This is a genomic window from Micromonospora sp. C81 (assembly GCF_018070425.1).
GTDB classification, from domain to species: domain Bacteria; phylum Actinomycetota; class Actinomycetes; order Mycobacteriales; family Micromonosporaceae; genus Micromonospora; species Micromonospora zamorensis.
This window is the reverse complement of sequence record NZ_JAGPXS010000006.1, coordinates 66,105-83,208: the sequence shown is the minus strand read 5'-3', so window position 1 is coordinate 83,208 and position 17,104 is coordinate 66,105. Positions and strand designations below refer to the sequence as shown.

Below are 17,104 nucleotides of genomic sequence, written 5' to 3'. Positions count from 1 at the left end.
ACCCACCCCCCGGAAAGGTCGACGATGTCCGCATACCGCAGAGGCCTCCGGGTCGGGGCCACCAGCCTCGCCCTCGCCGCACTGCTGCTCAGCGCCGCCTGTGGCGGCACCACCCGGGACAACTCCAACGACGACGCCGGCGCCGGCAGCCAGGCGAGCGGCGCCGCCAACCCGGACGCCGCCATCAAGGCAGGGTTGAAGATCGCCTTCCTACCGAAGGCCCTGAACAACCCCTACTTCACCGTCTCGGACAACGGTGGCAAGGACGCCGTCACCGAGTTCAAGGGCGAGTTCAAGGAGGTCGGCCCCTCCGAGGCCAGCGCCTCCTCCCAGGTCAGCTACATCAACACCCTGTCCCAGCAGGGCATGGACGTGATCGTCACCTCCGCCAACGACCCGAACGCGATCTGCGGGGCGCTCAACCAGGCGAAGGCGGCCGGAGCGAAGATCGTCACCTTCGACTCCGACACCAAGCCGGAGTGCCGCCAGATCTTCGTCAACCAGGTGACCGCCGAGGGCATCGCCGAGAACCAGGTCAAGCTCATCTCGCAGCAGATCGGCGGCGAGGGTGAGATCGCCATCCTCTCCGCCACCGCCAACGCGACCAACCAGAACGCCTGGATCGCGCTGATGAAGACCGAGCTGGCAAAGCCCGAATACAGCAAGATCAAGCTGGTCACCGTGGCGTACGGCAACGACGACGACCAGAAGTCCTTCCAGGAGACCCAGGGTCTGCTCCAGTCGTACCCCAACCTCAAGGGCATCATCTCGCCAACCACTGTCGGTGTCGCGGCGGCCGGCCGTTACCTCAGCGGGTCGCAGTACAAGGGCAAGGTCAAGCTGACCGGTCTGGGCACCCCGAACCAGATGCGCCAGTACGTCAAGGACGGCACCGTCGACGCGTTCGCCCTGTGGAGCCCGGCCGACCTCGGCTACCTCGCCGCGTACGCCGGCGCGGCACTGGCCTCCGGTCAGATCACCGGCGCCGAGGGCGACAAGTTCAAGGCCGGCAAGCTCGGCGAGTTCACCGTCGGCAAGGAGGGTGTGGTCATCCTCGGCCCGCCCACGGTCTTCGACAAGAACAACATCGACCAGTTCCAGTTCTGATCGCCCTCCCGGTCGGTGCCGGCACGTCGTGCACCGACCGGGGGAGCCGACGGGAGAGACATCATGACGCAGCCCGACGCGGGGACCCTCGAACGGGTCAAGCTGGCTCTGCGCTCGCAGCGCATCGAGACGCCATCCTGGGCGTACGCCAACTCCGGGACCCGCTTCAAGGTCTTTCCGCAGGAGGGGGTGCCGCGCAACCCGTACGAGAAGGTCGCCGACGCGGGGATCGTCCACCAGCTCACCGGCGTCGCACCCACTGTGGCGTTGCACATCCCGTGGGACCGTGTCGACGACTACGCCGATCTGGCCGCGTTCGCCGGGGATCACGGCGTCGGTCTGGGCGCGATCAACGCCAACGTCTTCCAGGACAACGACTACAAGCTGGGCAGCGTCACCAACCCGGATCCGGGGGTGCGCCGCAAGGCCATCGACCACCTGCTCGAGTGTGTCGACATCATGGACCGCACCGGTTCCCGCGACCTGAAGCTCTGGTTCTCCGACGGCACCAACTACCCCGGGCAGGACGACATCCGCGCCCGGCAGGACCGGCTCGCGACGGCGCTACGCGAAACCTACGACCGGCTCGGCGACGACCAACGGCTGCTACTGGAATACAAGCTGTTCGAGCCGGCCTTCTACGCCACCGACGTGCCGGACTGGGGCACCGCGTACGCGCACTGCCTGGAGCTCGGCCCGAAGGCGCAGGTGGTCATCGACACCGGGCACCACGCACCGGGCACGAACATCGAGTTCATCGTGGCGTTCCTGCTGCGCGCCGGGAAGCTCGGCGCGTTCGACTTCAACTCGCGCTTCTACGCCGACGACGACCTGATGGTCGGGTCCGCCGACCCGTTCCAGCTGTTCCGGATCATGTACGAGATCGTCCGAGGCGACGCGTTGGCGCCGGAGGCCGGCATCGCGTTCATGCTCGACCAGTGCCACAACATCGAGGCGAAGATCCCGGCCATCATCCGCTCGGTGCTCAACGTGCAGGAGGCGACGGCGAAGGCGTTGCTCGTCGACGCGGACGCGCTGGCTGCCGCGCAGCGCAGCGGTGACGTGCTCGCCGCCAACGCCGTGCTGATGGACGCGTACAACACCGACGTCCGACCGCTGCTCGCCGAACTCCGTACGGACCTGGGGCTCGATCCGGACCCGATGGCCGCGTACGCCCGCTCCGGCTACTTCGACAGGATCCGCGGCGAACGCGCCGGCGGCCAGCAGGCCGGCTGGGGCGCCTGACCACGCTTGAGAAACGCAGACTGGGGACGTGAGGACATGCAATCCGAGGTTCAGGCGCTGATCGCGCGCAGCAACCGGCTCGGCGGCGACCCAACCACGACGAACTACGCCGGGGGCAACACCTCCGCCAAGGGCGCGGCCACCGACCCGGTCACCGGTGGCCCGGTCGACCTGCTCTGGGTGAAGGGCTCCGGCGGTGACCTCGGCACCCTCACCCCGTCCGGGTTGGCCGCTCTGCGGTTGGACCGGCTCCGCGCGCTCGTCGACGTCTACCCGGGCATCAAGCGGGAGGACGAGATGGTCGCCGCGTTCGACTACTGCCTGCACGGCCGGGGCGGAGCCGCGCCGTCCATCGACACCGCCATGCACGGGCTCGTCGACGCCGCGCACGTCGACCACCTGCACCCCGATGCCGGTATCGCGATCGCCGCCGCCGCCGACGGGCCGGAGCTGACCAAGGAGATCTTCGGCGACCGGGTGCTGTGGGTGCCCTGGCGGCGGCCCGGCTTCCAGCTCGGCCTGGACATCGCCGCGGTGGCTCGGGCCAACCCGCAGGCGATCGGCGTGATCCTCGGCGGTCACGGCATCACCGCCTGGGGCGCGACCAGCGACGAGTGCGAGCACAACTCGCTGGAGATCATCCGGTCCGCGCAGGCTTACCTCGACGAGCGGGGTCACGCCGAGCCTCTCGGGTCGGTCATCGCCGGCTACGAGCCGCTGCCCACCGACGAACGCCGACGTCGAGCGGCGGCGCTGTTCCCGGTGCTGCGGGGCCTGGCGTCCACCGACCGGTCGCAGGTCGGCCACTTCACCGACAGTGACGGGGTGCTCGACTTCGTGGCGCGGGAGAAGCACCCCGCCCTCGCCGCCCTCGGCACCTCCTGCCCGGATCACTTCCTGCGCACCAAGGTCCGCCCGATGGTGCTCGACCTGCCGCCCACCGCGCCTGTCGAGGAGGTGATCGCCCGCCTTCGGGAGCTGCACATTGCCTACCGCGACGACTACCGCGCCTACTACGAACGACACGCCGACGCGGACAGCCCGCCGATGCGGGGCGCCGATCCGGCCGTGGTCCTGGTGCCCGGTGTGGGGATGTTCAGCTTCGGCGCCAACAAGCAGACCGCCCGCGTCGCCGGCGAGTTCTACGTCAACGCGATCAACGTGATGCGTGGCGCGGAAGCCGTGTCGCGCTACGCGCCGATCGACGAGGCTGAGAAGTTCCGGATCGAGTACTGGGCCCTGGAGGAGGCGAAACTTCAGCGGATGCCGAAGCCGAAGGCCCTCGCCACGCGGGTCGCGTTCGTCACCGGCGGTGGCTCCGGGATCGGCCGGGCGATCGCCCACCGACTCGCCGCGGAGGGCGCCTGTGTCGTGGTCGCCGACCTGGACGCACAGGCGGCCACCGCCGTCGCCGCAGAGATTGGCACCACCGACGTGGCAGTTGCCGTCGCGGCTGACGTCAGCGACGGTGACGCCGTGGCCGCTGCCCTGCGCGAGGCGGTGCTGGCCTTCGGCGGGGTGGACCTGGTCGTCAACAATGCCGGGCTGTCGCTGTCCAAGTCGTTGCTGGAGACGACCGAGGCCGACTGGGACATCCAGCACGACGTGATGGCGAAGGGCTCGTTCCTCGTCTCCCGGGAGGCCGCACGCGTGCTGCTGGCGCAGGGGATGGGCGGCGACATCGTCTACATCTCCAGCAAGAACTCCCTGTTCGCCGGCCCGAACAACGTGGCCTACGGTGCGGCGAAGGCCGACCAGGCCCACCAGGTCCGGTTGCTCGCCGCCGAACTCGGCGGCCACGGTATCCGGGTCAACGGTGTCAACCCGGACGGGGTGGTCCGCGGCTCAGGGATCTTCGCCGGAGGATGGGGTGCGCAGCGGGCGGCGGTCTACGGCGTGCCGGAGGAGAAGCTGGGCGAGTTCTACGCCCAGCGCACCCTGCTCAAGCGCGAGGTGCTGCCCGAGCACGTCGCCAACGCGGTCTTCGTGCTCACCGGCGGCGAGCTGTCGCACACCACGGGCATGCACGTCCCGGTGGACGCCGGTGTCGCAGCGGCCTTCCTCCGCTGATGACCGCCGTGCGACTGGCCGCCGTGGACGTGGGCGCGTCCAGCGGTCGGGTCATGCTCGCGCGCGTCGGGCCGGGGAGGTTGGAGCTCGTGGAGGCGCACCGGTTCCGCAACGAACCGGTGCGGGTCGCGGGCACCCTGCACTGGGACATCCTGGCGCTCTACCGGGGTGTGCTGGAGGGGCTCAGGGCTGCCGGCCCGGTCGCCGGCATCGGCATCGACACCTGGGCCGTCGACTACGGGCTGCTCGACGCCACCGGCGCTCTGCTCGGCAACCCGGTGCACTACCGCGACGAACGAACCGACGGCGTCGACGACCGGGTGGCGCAGCAGCTCGGACCGGAGCGGCTCTATGCCACGACCGGGCTGCAACACCTGCCCTTCAACACCCTCTACCAGCTCGCCGCCGCCGCCGGCACACCCCAACTGGAGGCCGCGCACACGCTGCTGCTGATCCCGGACCTCGTCGCGTACTGGCTCACCGGTGAGGTCGGCGCCGAAGTCACCAACGCCTCCACCACCCAGCTGTACGACCTGCGTCGCGGCGCCTGGGCGACCGACCTGATGGCCGACGCCGGGATCCGCAGCGAGCTGTTCCCGCCGCTGCGCGAGCCGGGCACCCGGATCGGCCCGGTCCTGCCCGCGCTCGACCTACCCGGATCGCCCGACGTCATGGCGGTGGGATCGCACGACACGGCCTCCGCGGTGGTGGGCGTGCCGGCGGTCGATGAGCACTTCGCCTACATCTCCTGCGGCACCTGGTCCCTGGTCGGGGTCGAGCTGGACGCCCCGGTGCTCAGCGAGCCCAGCCGGCGGGCCAACTTCACCAACGAATCCGGCGTCGACAACACGGTCCGCTACCTGCGTAACGTGATGGGTCTCTGGCTGCTGCAGGAGTCGCTGCGTACCTGGGGCAGCACGGACCTGCCCGCCCTGCTCCGGCAGGCGGCCGAGGAACCGGCCTTCCGCTCCGTGGTTGACCCGGACGACCCCACCTTCCTGCCGCCCGGCGACATGCCCGCACGCATCAACCGCGCCTGTTCGCGTGCCGGTGAGCACGTGCCGGACAGCCCGGCGGCCACGGTGCGGTGCATCCTGGACAGCCTCGCGCTGGCGCACCGGCGCGCCGTCGGGCAGGCGCAACGGCTCTCGGGTCGGCACGTCGACGCCGTGCACGTCGTCGGCGGTGGCGCCCGCAACGACCTGCTGTGTCAGCTCACCGCCGACGCCTGCGGCCTGCCGGTATTCGCCGGACCGGTCGAGGCCACCGCCCTGGGCAACGCGCTGGTGCAGGCCCGCGCCATCGGCGTGATCGGCGGTGACCTGGCGTCGCTGCGGTCCGTGCTGCGCGAGACCCAACACATCGTGCGGTACGAGCCACGCGGCGACACCGCGGCGTGGCGGGCGGCTGCCCGACGCCTCGGATGGGACGACTGACCCGGTGAACAGCGCTGTGTGGAGGAGGAACGCCGCCTTGTGCCCCGGCCCGGCGATGCCGTCGGTGACACCGGTGTAAGGAGAGTGCGGCCCGACCGCTGCACCCGCTGCCGCCACAGCAGGCCCGACACCACCGACGCGATCCGTCCTACAGGTTCATGGCGTACACCCGGACCTGGCGGCCGGTGTCCGGCTGCACGGTCTCGCGCTCCAGCGACATGCCCAGCTTGACCATCACCCGCGCGGACGCCTCGTTGCCGACAATGTGGATGCTGACCAGCCGCCGCAGGTCGAGCTCGGCCCGAGTCTGGGCGACAACGGCCTGGGCCGCCTCGGTGGCCAGGCCCCGGCCCCAGTACGCGCGGCCGAGCCGCCAGCCGATCTCCACGGCCGGCATGATCTCGGGTAGGAAGGTCGGCACCGCCAGTCCGGTGAAACCGGCCAGCTCGCCGGTCTCCTTGATCTCCACCGCGTACAGGCCGAAGCCGTGCTCGTCCCAGTGCCGCTGATAGTTGGCCAGCCGCTTTGCGGTCGCGGCCCGGTCCAGCGTGTGGCCATCATGGATGTAGCGCATCACCTCGGGTTGCGCGTTGACCGCGGCGAGCCCGTCCAGATCATCGCTTCGCCAGCGGCGCAGAAGCAGTCGCGGAGTCTCCAGGGACGTGGCACCAGCAGAACTCGTCGGGTCGGACACGTCCTCTTCGTAGCAGATCAGCACTCCCCCCAACTTCCCAGGATCTGTAAACAACCCTTGATATTAAACTTCACGAACGTCAATATGTGGGGGTCGCGGGTCGTCGAAGCCTGGGGAGTGAGCCATGAGAAGCCGTCGGATTTTCGCAGTGGTAGCCGGGGCGGCGATGACCCTCACGGCCGCCGTCGCCTTCGTACCCAGCAGCATGGCGGCCGTGTCCTCGACCGCCGTCGTCCCGATGGTCGCCTGCACCGCCCCGGCCTGGGCCGAGGGCACCACCTACCAGGCGGGCGGCCAGGTCACCTACGGCGGCCGGCTCTACCAGGCACTGGTCACCCACACCGCGCACCCCGGCGCCGGCTGGAACCCCGCCGCGACCCCCTCGCTGTGGCGTGACCTGGGCGCGTGCTCGGGAAGCACTCCGCCGCCCACCACGCCACCACCGACGACCCCTCCCCCCACCACCCCGCCACCGACCACCCCTCCCCCCACCACGCCACCGCCAACCGGGGGGACCTGCGCGGTGAAGTCGCGGCCCACCGGCAAGGTGTTGCAGGGCTACTGGGAGAACTGGGACGGCGCCTCCAACGGCGTACACCCCGGCCTCGGCTGGATCCCGATCACCGACAGCCGGCTCAACCAGCACGGCTACAACGTGATCAACGCGGCGTTCCCGGTGATCCGCTCGGACGGCACGGTCCTCTGGGAGAACGGCATGGACGCCGGCGTGAAGGTGGCCACCCCGGCCGAGATGTGCCAGGCCAAAGCGGCCGGCGCCACCATCCTGATGTCGATCGGCGGGGCAGCCGCCGGCATCGACCTGAGCTCCAGCGCGGTCGCCGACCGGTTCATCGCGACGATCGTGCCGATCCTGACCGCCTACCACTTCGACGGCATCGACATCGACATCGAGACCGGCCTGACCGGCAGCGGCAACATCAACACCCTGTCGACGTCGCAGGCCAACCTGATCCGGATCATCGACGGCGTGCTGGCCCGGATGCCGTCGAACTTCGGCCTGACCATGGCACCGGAGACGGCCTACGTCACCGGCGGGAGCGTGGTCTACGGCTCGATCTGGGGCTCGTACCTGCCGATCATCAAGAAGTACGTGGACAACGGCCGGCTCTGGTGGCTGAACATGCAGTACTACAACGGCAGCATGTACGGCTGCGCCGGCGACTCGTACCCGGCGGGCACCGTGCAGGGCTTCACCGTGCAGACGCAGTGCCTGAACAACGGCCTCACCATCCAGGGCACCACCATCCGCGTCCCGTACGACAAGCAGGTCCCGGGCCTGCCCGCACAGATCGGGGCGGGCGGCGGCCACATGTCCACGTCGTTGGTCACGCAGGCCTGGAACTCCGTGCCCGGCCTCAAGGGCCTGATGACCTGGTCGGCGAACTGGGACGGGTCGAAGGGGTGGACCTTCGGCGACAACGTGAAGCGCCTGCAGGGCCGCTGAGGGGTGACGGCGCCGGGCCTACCGCCAGCCGGCCTATCGGCTGACCCAACAATCGACGCCGGCACGATGAGGGAGCTGTGCGGAGTTCGTGGATTCGCTGTGGACGTGTGAGCGTGCCTACGCTCTCGGCCGCCGTGACGTCCCAGCCCCGATGCTTTCGCTGTACAAGTCGAGAACCGCCCGCCACGCACGCGCGGAGTGGGCGGCGTGGTAGCCCACGCCGGGCACGGTGGGGCTGAGGTGGTCAGCGCCGCCGGTAGGTGTCCCGTCAGGCTGAGTCGGAGCGGCCCAGAAGGCATGTTTGGCTCCGCCATAGATGTGTGCTCGCCAATCGACGCCAGCGTCCTGGAGGGCGCTGCCGAACGTCAAGATTTGAGCGGGAGTACAGAGCGGATCTTCAGAACCCGTACAGAGCAGGAAGGTGCCACCGGCATTCGTCCAGTCCTCGGCGCGCGGGGTTGGCAGGCCGGGGTGGATTACGGCGAGCGCTTTGAAGGGCACTCCCGTCCTGGCGAGTTCCAGCACGATTCGACCGCCGGCACCGTAACCGAGCGTGGCAAGTTGATTGTGATCGGCGCCGGGTTCAGCGAGTAGCACGTCGAGCGCGGCCTGACCGATGGTCAACATGCGGGCGGGGTTGGCCATCAGCGGCAGGGCCCGATCCAGCATCGCTTGCGGCTCGCCGAAGAAGGTCCGGCCGCCGTGGTAGTCCATTGCGAAGGTCAGATAGCCGTGTTCGGCGAGGTCGTCGGCTCGGCCGCGTTGATAGTCATCGAGACCGACGCCGTCATGTCCAAGAAGCACGGCCGGCCATGGCCCACCGCCCCCGGGCCGCGACATGTGACCGACCATCGTCAACCCGTCGATGTCATACGTGACTTCCCGCCTTGCGATCATGAGGTCGACGCTAGCCGGACCGTGATGCTTTGTTGGACTGCGTTCGCTTCCAGCAGACCTGAATGCGGAGTTGTGAAGTGCGACCTGACCAGCGTCGGCAGACGACCACGACGGCCCGGCAGCGATGCCGCCATTGTCGCCCGACCACTTTCGACACACGGCCGAGGGCCCACGGACGGGGCCGCACGCCATACCTGCACAGATCCGGTGCCGCACTCGGCCAAAGATGCCGGTCGCGCGTCCGTCACGGCGTCGCTCGATGAGTGCGCTGGTGAGGGAACGATTCGCTGGGAGCGATTCCAGGCGGGGCGGAATTCAACCCTCCCGATCGCTACACTCGCCGCAACGCCGGCCCGCAGACCTCAGCCTGCGCTATCCCCATCGAATGGAGACGCCTGTGACCCGCGACAAGGCGGCACCCCCCGGCATCGACCCCAACATTCCCAGCGTGGCGCGGGTCTATGACTTCTTCCTGGGGGGCAAGGACAACTTCGAGGTCGACCGAAAGGTCGCCGAGCACGCCCTGCGGATCACACCGGACGGGCCGGCAGCCGGCCAGGCGAACCGGGCCTTTCTGCGTCGGGTGATCCGCTTCCTCGTCAGCGAGGCGGGCATCGACCAGTTCCTTGACATCGGGTCGGGGCTGCCCACCCAGGGCAACGTGCACGAGGTCGCCACCGAGCAGAACCCGAAGGCTCAGGTGGTGTATGTGGACAATGACCCGATCGTCCTGACACACGGACGGGCCCTGCTCGCCGCGGAGGGCACCGCGACGGTGATCCAGGCGGACATCCGGGAGCCGGAGGCGATCCTCAACCACCCGGACGTACGTCGGTTCCTCGACTTCGACCGGCCGATCGGGTTGCTGCTCTTCGCGATCCTGCACCACCTCGGCGACGACGAGGACCCGCGAGCGGTGGCGGCCGCGTTGATCGACGCACTGCCCTCCGGCAGCTACGTGGCGATTTCGCACTTCCGCGACCCGGGCGAGCGAGACCCCGAGGGCTCCCGCAAGGCCCGCGAGGTCGAGCGGATCTTCAACGAGTCGCTGGGCACCGGCCGCTGGCGCACCGACGAGGAGATCCTCTCGTTCGCTGATGGGCTGACCGTGCTGGAGCCGGGGCTGGTGCCGCTGGCCGAGTGGCGCCCAGAGCCGGATGCACCGGCTGCGGCGCAGACCGACACCTATCACACCTTTGTCGGGCTCCTCGCCCGCAAACCGTAGGCTCCGCCTTCCGTCGAGGTCCGTCGGCGAGGGCGCGCCCCGCCGACGGACCCGATTGGCGCACGGGCCGGCGTACGCGGCCAGGTATCGATGCGAGGCGGTCGGCGCAGTTGTCAGGTGCGGGTCTGCAGCCAGGCCCGGAGCCGGTCCAGCAGGTCCCGGTCGGGCGGCGGGGGCAGGGCTCGGAGCAGTTCGTCCTCACTCGCGGGACGGGCCGCCAGCGCCGCGTCTCGCAGCAGCGACCGGTCGACGGAGACGCCGCCGGTGACACCGACGTCCACATCACCACGGCGGAGCACGTACGCGTGGCTGTCCTCCCGCCGAACGTACGTGAGCCCGGCGCCCTCGGGCGTGCAGGTGGCCTGGAAGCACAGGTCCTGTCCGGCGAAGGTGACGTGCAGCGCCACCCGCACGCTGGCGGCACCGCCGGTGTGGTCGGCGGGTGCGTAGCCCACGCCCGGAGGGATGCCGAGTGGTTGGGCCCGGTAACCCGGTAGGTCGACCACGAACAGGCCGGCTGGCCGTTCCTCGGTGGGCAGATCGACGGCGGTCGCCGGGCGTAGCGTGCGGGTGGCGCGGCGCAGCAGGTCGCGGTCGACGGCCAGCGAGCCGAGGACGACGACGCCACGGTCGCCGCGGGTCACCTGGTATCCGTGCTCGACGACCCCGCGAAGATAGACCGCCCCACCCGGTTCGGTGGCGCAACTCTCGACCGTCGGGGCGGAGTCGAGGTGCGGCTGGCCACACTCCCCCGCGCGTCGCCGACGACAGGGCCTGCGATCACGTTGACGTGGCGCGCCGGCGGCACCGCGGCGAGATCGGCGGGCGCGAACTCCCCACCACCCAGTGCGCCGCCGTAGGCGGGATCGACCGGGCGGTATCCGGGAACCTCGACCACGTACGCGGTCCGGTGGTCCTGGGTCGCGTACCGCAGCCGCTCGGTGACCTCGTCCGGGCCGGAACGGGCGAGCGCGACCAGGCCAAGGCCCAGAAGGCCGACCAGCGCGAGCCCGGCGGCGAGCCGCGGTCGCCACCCGCGCAGCAGCAGCCCGGCGACGAGGACGTACGGCACGCCGCCCAGAAGCAGGGTGAGCGTCGCGTCGGAGCTGACGCCGAGCCCCACCTCGTCGGTCCAGCGCCAGGCGAGCCGGGCCAGGGCCAGCCCACCGACGAGCACCAGCAACGCCCAGAGGCCGGGACGGGTGCCGAGGACCGTGACGGACGCCGTGGACCGGGCGATCAGACGCAGTAGCCCGACGCCGAGGACGACCACGACCAGCAGCCCGACCAGCACCGCGCCCCAGCCGACGAAGAGCAGCGGGGCCAGCGCGGGGATCGCAGTGGTCAGCAGCGCCGACCCGAGCATCCAGACCGCGCCGAGCTGCCCCAGGGCGCGCCGCCCGGGGGTCGACTGGCCGCCCCGGGCCCCCGTGACGTCCGGCTCAGCACCCATACAGGAGGTTGTAGCAGCAGGCCGCCAACGGTCGCGACGCGACGTGAACGCCGGCACCACCGGGACGACCTGCGTACGAGATCGGCTCGGGCACGACGTGGGTCCTAACCCGGCCGCCGCTGAAGCTGCTGGAGCCCGATGACGCGAAGAAGGTCGAGCTTCTGCTCGTCCTCGGAGTCCGGCACCGCCGTCATCATCACTATCGTCTGGTCGCCGGGGCCGCCGGTGAACGTGTCGCAGTCCACGATGATGTCCCCCACCAGCTCCGTGTGCAGGGTTTTGCGGCTGGTGCGTAGTTCCCCGACCGTCCCGGCCTTCCAGCGCCGGGCGAAGTCAGGGGAAGCCTTGAGCAGACGATCGATCAGCTGGGGGATGTCCGGATCGTCCGGGTAGCGGCCGGCCGCGGTACGCAGGTGACCGACGAGGTCTCGCGCGTACGCCTCGTCGTCCTCGGGGGTGTGCGTCACCGGGATGGAACCCGCGAAGTACATCCAGGTGACATTGCGCTCCAGCCGGGTCAGGCTGGACGGGTCACCGAACAGGGCCGCCCAGAGTGGATTCCACAGCACCAGTTCACCGATCGCGGTATGCACCGCCACAGCCACCGGGGCGTTGCGGAACCGGTCCACCATCCGCTGCGCGCTCGGAGTCACCTGTCGGGGCACGAATCCCGCCGGCGGTACGGCCGCGCCCGCGACCCGGAACAGGTGGTCGCGTTCCAGGTCGTTCAAGCGCAGCGCCCGGGCCAGCGAGGCCAGCAGCTGCGGCGAGGGGTGACGGGCCCGGCCCTGCTCCAGGCGGACGATGTAGTCCACGCTCACCCCGGCGAGCTGAGCCAACTCCTCACGACGCAGCCCGGGAGCGCGACGGCCCAGGCCCGGGGGCAGGCCCACATCCGCCGGGCGTACCCGGTCCCGCCATGCCCGGAGGACCTGCGCGAACTCATCCACGTCATCCATGATGCCCGGCATCCGGCGCAGTGGGTGGTACTGCTGGTCCCACCGTCGAACAGGGCCTGCCGGTCGGTCCGGCGGCGGCGCACATTGGGTGGCATGACCACAACTTTGGTGACCGGAGCCAACAAGGGCCTCGGTCTGGAGACCACCCGCCGCCTGGTCGCCGCTGGCCACACCGTCTACGCCGGCATGCGTGATCTGGCCTCCGGCGATGCCGCCCGCGACCTCGGAGCCATCGCGGTTCAGCTCGACGTCACCGACCAGGACAGCGTCGACAAGGCGATCGGGTCGCTGCGAACCCTCGACGTATTGATCAACAACGCGGCCGTCGTGGGACCGTCGTGGGGCCTCGACGACCTGGACGTCGACGCGATGCGCGTGGCCTTCGAGACCAACGTCTACGGCGTCGTACGGGTCACACAGGCCGCCCTGCCCCTGTTGCGGCAGTCGTCCGCGCCGGTGATCGTCAACGTCGCCTCCGGACTCGGCTTCCCCCGCGCCCTGCTGGACCCGGAGGACGACTCCTTCAACGGATACATGATTCCGTACGCCAGCTCGAAGGCCGCCGTGCTCGCGCTCACCATTCAGTACGCCAAGAACCTGCCCGAAATGCGGATCAACGCCTCCGACCCCGGCTACACCGCCACCGACCTCAACAGTCACAAGGGGCACCAGACCGTCACCGAAGGCACCGACGCCACTGTCGCCCTGGCCCTGATCGGCCCCGACGGTCCCACCGGTGAGTACCACAACCGCCAGGGCCGGATCACCTACTGAACGAGAGGAACAATTGCAGTGACCGTCAGCGATAGTCGTGACTGGTATCTGCGGTACATCGCGACACTCAACGCCCATGAGCTCGACCGGATGGACGAGTTCATCGCCGACGAGGTCATGCTGAACGGCGAGCCGGGGACGAGGGACGATGTCCTCGCCGACATGCGGTCCATCGTCGACGCCGTTCCGGACATGCACTGGGAGGTCCAGGAACTGCTGTTCGACCGCGACCGCATCGCCGCGCGTGTGGTCAACACCGGCACCCCGGTGAAGGAGTGGCTCGGCGTCGCTCCGACCGGAAAGTCGTTCGAGATCGTCGAGTACGCGATCTACAAGGTCAACGACGGCCGCTTCGTGCAGATGACCAACCTGCACGACTCAGCCGATGTGAGCCGGCAGTTGACTGCCTGACCGCAGGACGAGGTCGGGCGGCCGCAAGCCGTCCGACCATCTCCTGGAATGATCCCGTGAAGTTGCGGATGAGCGGGATGTTTGCTCGATGCGGGCGGGATGCGAGGCTGAACGCGTGGCTTCCCGATCGACGCACAGGGAGACAACCCCGGCGGCGCCAGTCCCTGAGCCGGCGCGACGCCCGCCGCCGGTGACGCCCGGATGAGCTTGGTGTCGGCGTTCGTACCGATCTGGATCCTTACCGCGGTCGGCTACGCGGCCTGTCGTTGGGGCCTGCTGGGTGAGGCGGCGGCGGCGGTGCTCGGCCGTTTCGTGTTCCAACTTGCGATGCCGTCCGCCCTGTTCCTAGCCCTGTCCCAGATGCCGCTCTCCGGGTTCGCCGGCCGCCCCCTGCTCGCCTTTGGGGTGAGCACGGCCGCGGTCGTCGGGTTCGGCTGGGTCGGCGCGAGCTGGCTGTTCGGTCGCAAGCCCGGCGAACGGCCGATCTGGGGGATGGCCGCCGGGTACGTAAACTCGGCGAACCTCGGCATCCCCATCGCAACGCAGGTTCTCGGCAACGTGTCGTTCCTGGCGGAGGTGGTGCTGCTGCAGTTGCTGGTGGTGACGCCCGTGATCCTGATCGCCCTGGACCGGCACAGCGACCCGGCCGGGCGGGTACGGGCCCGCCGTCTCGCCTCCCTGCCGGTACGCAACCCCGTGATCCTGGCGTCGCTGCTCGGCGTCGCGTGCTCGGCCACCGGCCTGCACCTGCCGTCGACGGCCAGCGCGTCACTCACCCTGCTGTCGGGCGCCGCGGTTCCAACCGCCCTGGTCGCGCTCGGCGCGTCGCTGCACCGCACGTCACCGGCGCGGGCCGAGCCGGCCAAGCCGGGCGAGCTGGCCATGATCACCGCGCTGAAGCTCGTCGCACAGCCGGTCATCGCGTACGCGGCCGGGCTGGCCTTGCACCTGTCCGCACCGCAGTTGCTCGCCGTGGTGGTGTGCGCGGGCCTGCCGACAGCGCAGAACACGTTCATCTACAGCCAGGAGTACGGCGTCGGCGAGACGGTGACCAACCGGGCGGTGGTGGTGACCACGACGCTGTCGCTGGCCACCCTGGCCGCGGCGGCCACGCTGCTCGGGTAGGCCCGGCGACGTCGTCAGTCGAGGCCCGCTGTCAGCGGCAGATCAGTGCGTCGGATCAGGTCGGGGCTCAGGACGTAGAGGATCGCCAGTCACGGGTCATCGCCATGATGCGCTCCGTCACAGCTTGCGGGTCCACCAGCTGGTGCAGGTGCCTGCCTGGAACGTGGTCGACGGCCCAGCCGCGCTGCCTCGCATCGGTGGCGACCGGCTCGTACGGTGGACCGAACAGCAGGTAGCCGCACGGCCGGTCGTCCCAGCCGGCCGGCGTGGGCACGAGTTCCTCGTAGTAGCTCAGCGGCAGCCGGGGCTGTTCGGCCGACACCGCTCTGCGCGTCTGCGCGTCCGGGAACATCGGCGCGACGTCAGACTCGTCCCACCACGCCGTCCATTGCGGAAGCCGACCGTCGGTCACCTTCGGGCGTAGAAAGTCCACCAGCTCAGGTGGCGCAACAGGCGTCGGTCCGGCAGGTGACGGCAGCGCCGCATCGACGAACAGGCAGCCGACGATCCGTCGGGAGGTTGCTTCCACGATCACCGGCACGAAGAGGCCAGCGTTGCTGTGCGCCACGATGACGACGGGTTGGTCCGGCGGTAGCCGGTCGATCGCGGCTCTGACCTTTTCGGCGACGGACCGCCAGAACGGCGGACGCGCATCCGCGACGCCCAGGAGTGACGGCACGATGGCCACCGCCCCCGAGTCTTCGAGTGTCTGCGCTGTCGATGCCCAGGTGAGGGGCCCGACCGACGGACTGTGCACAAGAACGTAGGCGGCGTTCATGACCACACCCTTCACGATTCGGCCCGCAGGCCGCCACCCCACTCGCCGACCAGCGATACGTGCCCATCCCGCCGCAGCAGAGATGCGCTCGGACCGGAGAGACTTTGTTGGCTAACCATTGAACTGTTCCCATTCGAGGCGAGAGCGTAGGGGCCTCAGGGCTGAGCGTTGCCGGCTGCCGACGCTCAGCCAGATACCACTCTCGCCGTAGTCGGCGGCCATGGCGACCAGTCCGGGAGCCACCCAATGGCGGGTCGGGTCGCCAGGTACACGCATCGGTTGCAGCGGAACGGGAACCAGATCCTCGACGAACCGGTCCAACACCTCCGGGGTGACCGTGGCGAAGCCGGTGAACGGTGAGGTGCTCACCGCTTCGTTGAGGGCGAACTGGAGCAGGAAGCCGCTGAGGCGTTCCCGTTCGCGCAGCCGCTCCGGGCCGCCGTCGTACCAAACGACCGGATCGTCGTCGGTAGGGTCGATCAACGCCACCCAGACGCCCTGATTCTCGGCCGCGAAGACCACCAGCGGCTCGTCTTCCAGGTACTCGATCCCGTCGAGCGGCTCGATGAAGTCCTGCTGGCCGAGGATTACCTCGCGGCTGGCGGCAATGCTGTGGAACGCCAGCAACGGCGCCGGAAGTTTCATGGCCGCTTGTTGGGGTGTGGCCGGTGGCGCCGGCACATCGACGTACCAGGCGGTCAGAAACGAGCGCAGTGCCCGGGTCAGGTCCTGCGGCACATCGTCCAGCCAGTCGATACCGGGTACCGGCAGCGTCGTCGTCGGTCGCACCTTGTCCAGCAGTCCGGGGGGAAGGCGCTCGCCCCACGTCAGTTCAGCGAACTTGAGTGACCGCTGTTCCCCCGTGTACGGGTCCATTCCCCGGTAGATGCTGCAGGCTTGGTAGAGCTTCCCGAGAGCCAGGCAGCCATCGGCCATCTTGACAAAGCCCAGAAGCGGCTGATTGGACTCGTTCTTCGAGGTCATCCACTGAGTCGCCTCGCTGGGCAAAGGCTCCCGCAGCACCAGTGTGTTCTCGTTCTCGACTGCGTTGCCGTGGGGCCGGTCTCCGGCGTCGACGATCACGACCAGAGCGTCGGCCCCGTACGCGAAGGTGACCCCATCACCATGCACGACCTCGACGTTCAGGCCAGCAGCACCCACCGCCGCCCGCTCCGGGACAACCGACCATCCCTCGATCATCGGGCGAGTATAGGAGCCCGGATCGAACCGACATCGTGCGCTGGCGCTGGCAACTTGCCGTTGCAGGGGTGCCTGGCATACCGACCGCGCTGACAGTAGCGGGACCGGGACGGACGTCTATGCCTCGGCACCAGCGACGGGCGGATCTCGGATTGTTCGGCGAGATAGCTGCGACCTGCCGAGTCCAGGGTTGACCACCAACCGTCGCCGCCTCCGCAGACAGACTACGGCGGTGACACGCGCCGGCCGCGGCCGGCGCGGCGAG

16 protein-coding genes are annotated in these 17,104 nt (G+C 69.5%); 9 read left to right on the top strand and 7 right to left on the bottom strand.

What is annotated here, in order from left to right; translation table 11 throughout:
* The first annotated feature begins 24 nt into the window (after positions 1-24).
* From rhaS to KBX46_RS13005, 4 genes are all read left to right on the top strand, one after another.
* Positions 25-1,107: a rhamnose ABC transporter substrate-binding protein gene (gene rhaS, locus KBX46_RS13020; protein WP_210792686.1), complete on the top strand. Its 1,083-nt coding sequence runs from the start codon at positions 25-27 to the stop codon at positions 1,105-1,107.
* 63 nt (positions 1,108-1,170) lie between these two features.
* Positions 1,171-2,352, top strand: a complete 1,182-nt coding sequence (rhaI, locus tag KBX46_RS13015; protein ID WP_210792685.1) for an L-rhamnose isomerase — start codon at positions 1,171-1,173, stop codon at positions 2,350-2,352.
* Positions 2,353-2,388: 36 nt separating this feature from the next.
* The gene (locus tag KBX46_RS13010) at positions 2,389-4,422 is read left to right on the top strand and encodes a bifunctional aldolase/short-chain dehydrogenase (RefSeq protein WP_210792684.1); all 2,034 of its coding nucleotides are present in this window, start codon (positions 2,389-2,391) and stop codon (positions 4,420-4,422) included.
* Positions 4,422-5,858 (top strand): rhamnulokinase family protein, encoded by a 1,437-nt coding sequence (locus tag KBX46_RS13005; protein WP_210792683.1) that lies wholly within the window; start codon positions 4,422-4,424, stop codon positions 5,856-5,858. Before KBX46_RS13010 ends, KBX46_RS13005 begins: the two co-directional genes overlap by 1 nt.
* 148 nt (positions 5,859-6,006) lie before the next feature.
* Here KBX46_RS13005 and KBX46_RS13000 read toward each other — a convergent pair whose 3' ends face one another.
* Positions 6,007-6,576: a GNAT family N-acetyltransferase gene (locus tag KBX46_RS13000; RefSeq protein WP_308159500.1), complete on the bottom strand. Its 570-nt coding sequence runs from the start codon at positions 6,574-6,576 to the stop codon at positions 6,007-6,009.
* A 100-nt stretch (positions 6,577-6,676) separates the two neighbouring features.
* Between KBX46_RS13000 and KBX46_RS12995 the strand changes: the two genes are divergently transcribed.
* On the top strand, positions 6,677-8,017 hold the full coding sequence (locus KBX46_RS12995) for a carbohydrate-binding protein (protein ID WP_210792682.1): 1,341 nt from the start codon (positions 6,677-6,679) through the stop codon (positions 8,015-8,017).
* 117 nt (positions 8,018-8,134) lie between these two features.
* Here KBX46_RS12995 and KBX46_RS12990 read toward each other — a convergent pair whose 3' ends face one another.
* Complete coding sequence (locus KBX46_RS12990; RefSeq protein WP_210792681.1) at positions 8,135-8,914, bottom strand: dienelactone hydrolase family protein; 780 nt, start codon at positions 8,912-8,914, stop codon at positions 8,135-8,137.
* Between the two features lie 385 nt (positions 8,915-9,299).
* On the opposite strand from KBX46_RS12990, the gene KBX46_RS12985 reads away from it, so the two are divergent.
* Positions 9,300-10,139, top strand: a complete 840-nt coding sequence (locus tag KBX46_RS12985; RefSeq protein WP_247667460.1) for an SAM-dependent methyltransferase — start codon at positions 9,300-9,302, stop codon at positions 10,137-10,139.
* A gap of 113 nt (positions 10,140-10,252) precedes the next feature.
* Here the strand turns inward: KBX46_RS12985 and KBX46_RS12980 are convergent, their stop codons facing one another.
* From KBX46_RS12980 to KBX46_RS12970, 3 genes are all read right to left on the bottom strand, one after another.
* A complete protein-coding gene (locus tag KBX46_RS12980; RefSeq protein ID WP_210792680.1) occupies positions 10,253-10,783 on the bottom strand; it encodes a hypothetical protein in 531 nt (176 codons plus the stop codon).
* Positions 10,780-11,592 carry a hypothetical protein gene (locus tag KBX46_RS12975; protein WP_210792679.1) on the bottom strand — a complete coding sequence of 271 codons (813 nt, stop codon included), beginning with the start codon at positions 11,590-11,592 and terminating at the stop codon, positions 10,780-10,782. Before KBX46_RS12975 ends, KBX46_RS12980 begins: the two co-directional genes overlap by 4 nt.
* A gap of 104 nt (positions 11,593-11,696) precedes the next feature.
* Entirely contained in the window at positions 11,697-12,542 is an 846-nt protein-coding gene (locus tag KBX46_RS12970; protein ID WP_308159485.1) for a helix-turn-helix transcriptional regulator, read from the bottom strand.
* Between the two features lie 102 nt (positions 12,543-12,644).
* Between KBX46_RS12970 and KBX46_RS12965 the strand changes: the two genes are divergently transcribed.
* From KBX46_RS12965 to KBX46_RS12955, 3 genes are all read left to right on the top strand, one after another.
* Entirely contained in the window at positions 12,645-13,325 is a 681-nt protein-coding gene (locus KBX46_RS12965; RefSeq protein ID WP_210792677.1) for an SDR family NAD(P)-dependent oxidoreductase, read from the top strand.
* Between the two features lie 18 nt (positions 13,326-13,343).
* Entirely contained in the window at positions 13,344-13,736 is a 393-nt protein-coding gene (locus KBX46_RS12960) for an ester cyclase (RefSeq protein ID WP_210792676.1), read from the top strand.
* Positions 13,737-13,937: 201 nt separating this feature from the next.
* Positions 13,938-14,861, top strand: a complete 924-nt coding sequence (locus KBX46_RS12955; protein WP_210792675.1) for an AEC family transporter — start codon at positions 13,938-13,940, stop codon at positions 14,859-14,861.
* Positions 14,862-14,928: 67 nt separating this feature from the next.
* Here the strand turns inward: KBX46_RS12955 and KBX46_RS12950 are convergent, their stop codons facing one another.
* Together KBX46_RS12950 and KBX46_RS12945 are read right to left on the bottom strand one after the other, a co-directional pair.
* Positions 14,929-15,639, bottom strand: a complete 711-nt coding sequence (locus KBX46_RS12950) for an alpha/beta hydrolase (protein WP_210792674.1) — start codon at positions 15,637-15,639, stop codon at positions 14,929-14,931.
* Positions 15,640-15,750: 111 nt separating this feature from the next.
* Entirely contained in the window at positions 15,751-16,839 is a 1,089-nt protein-coding gene (locus KBX46_RS12945; protein WP_210792673.1) for a hypothetical protein, read from the bottom strand.
* Between the last annotated feature and the right edge of the window lie 265 nt (positions 16,840-17,104).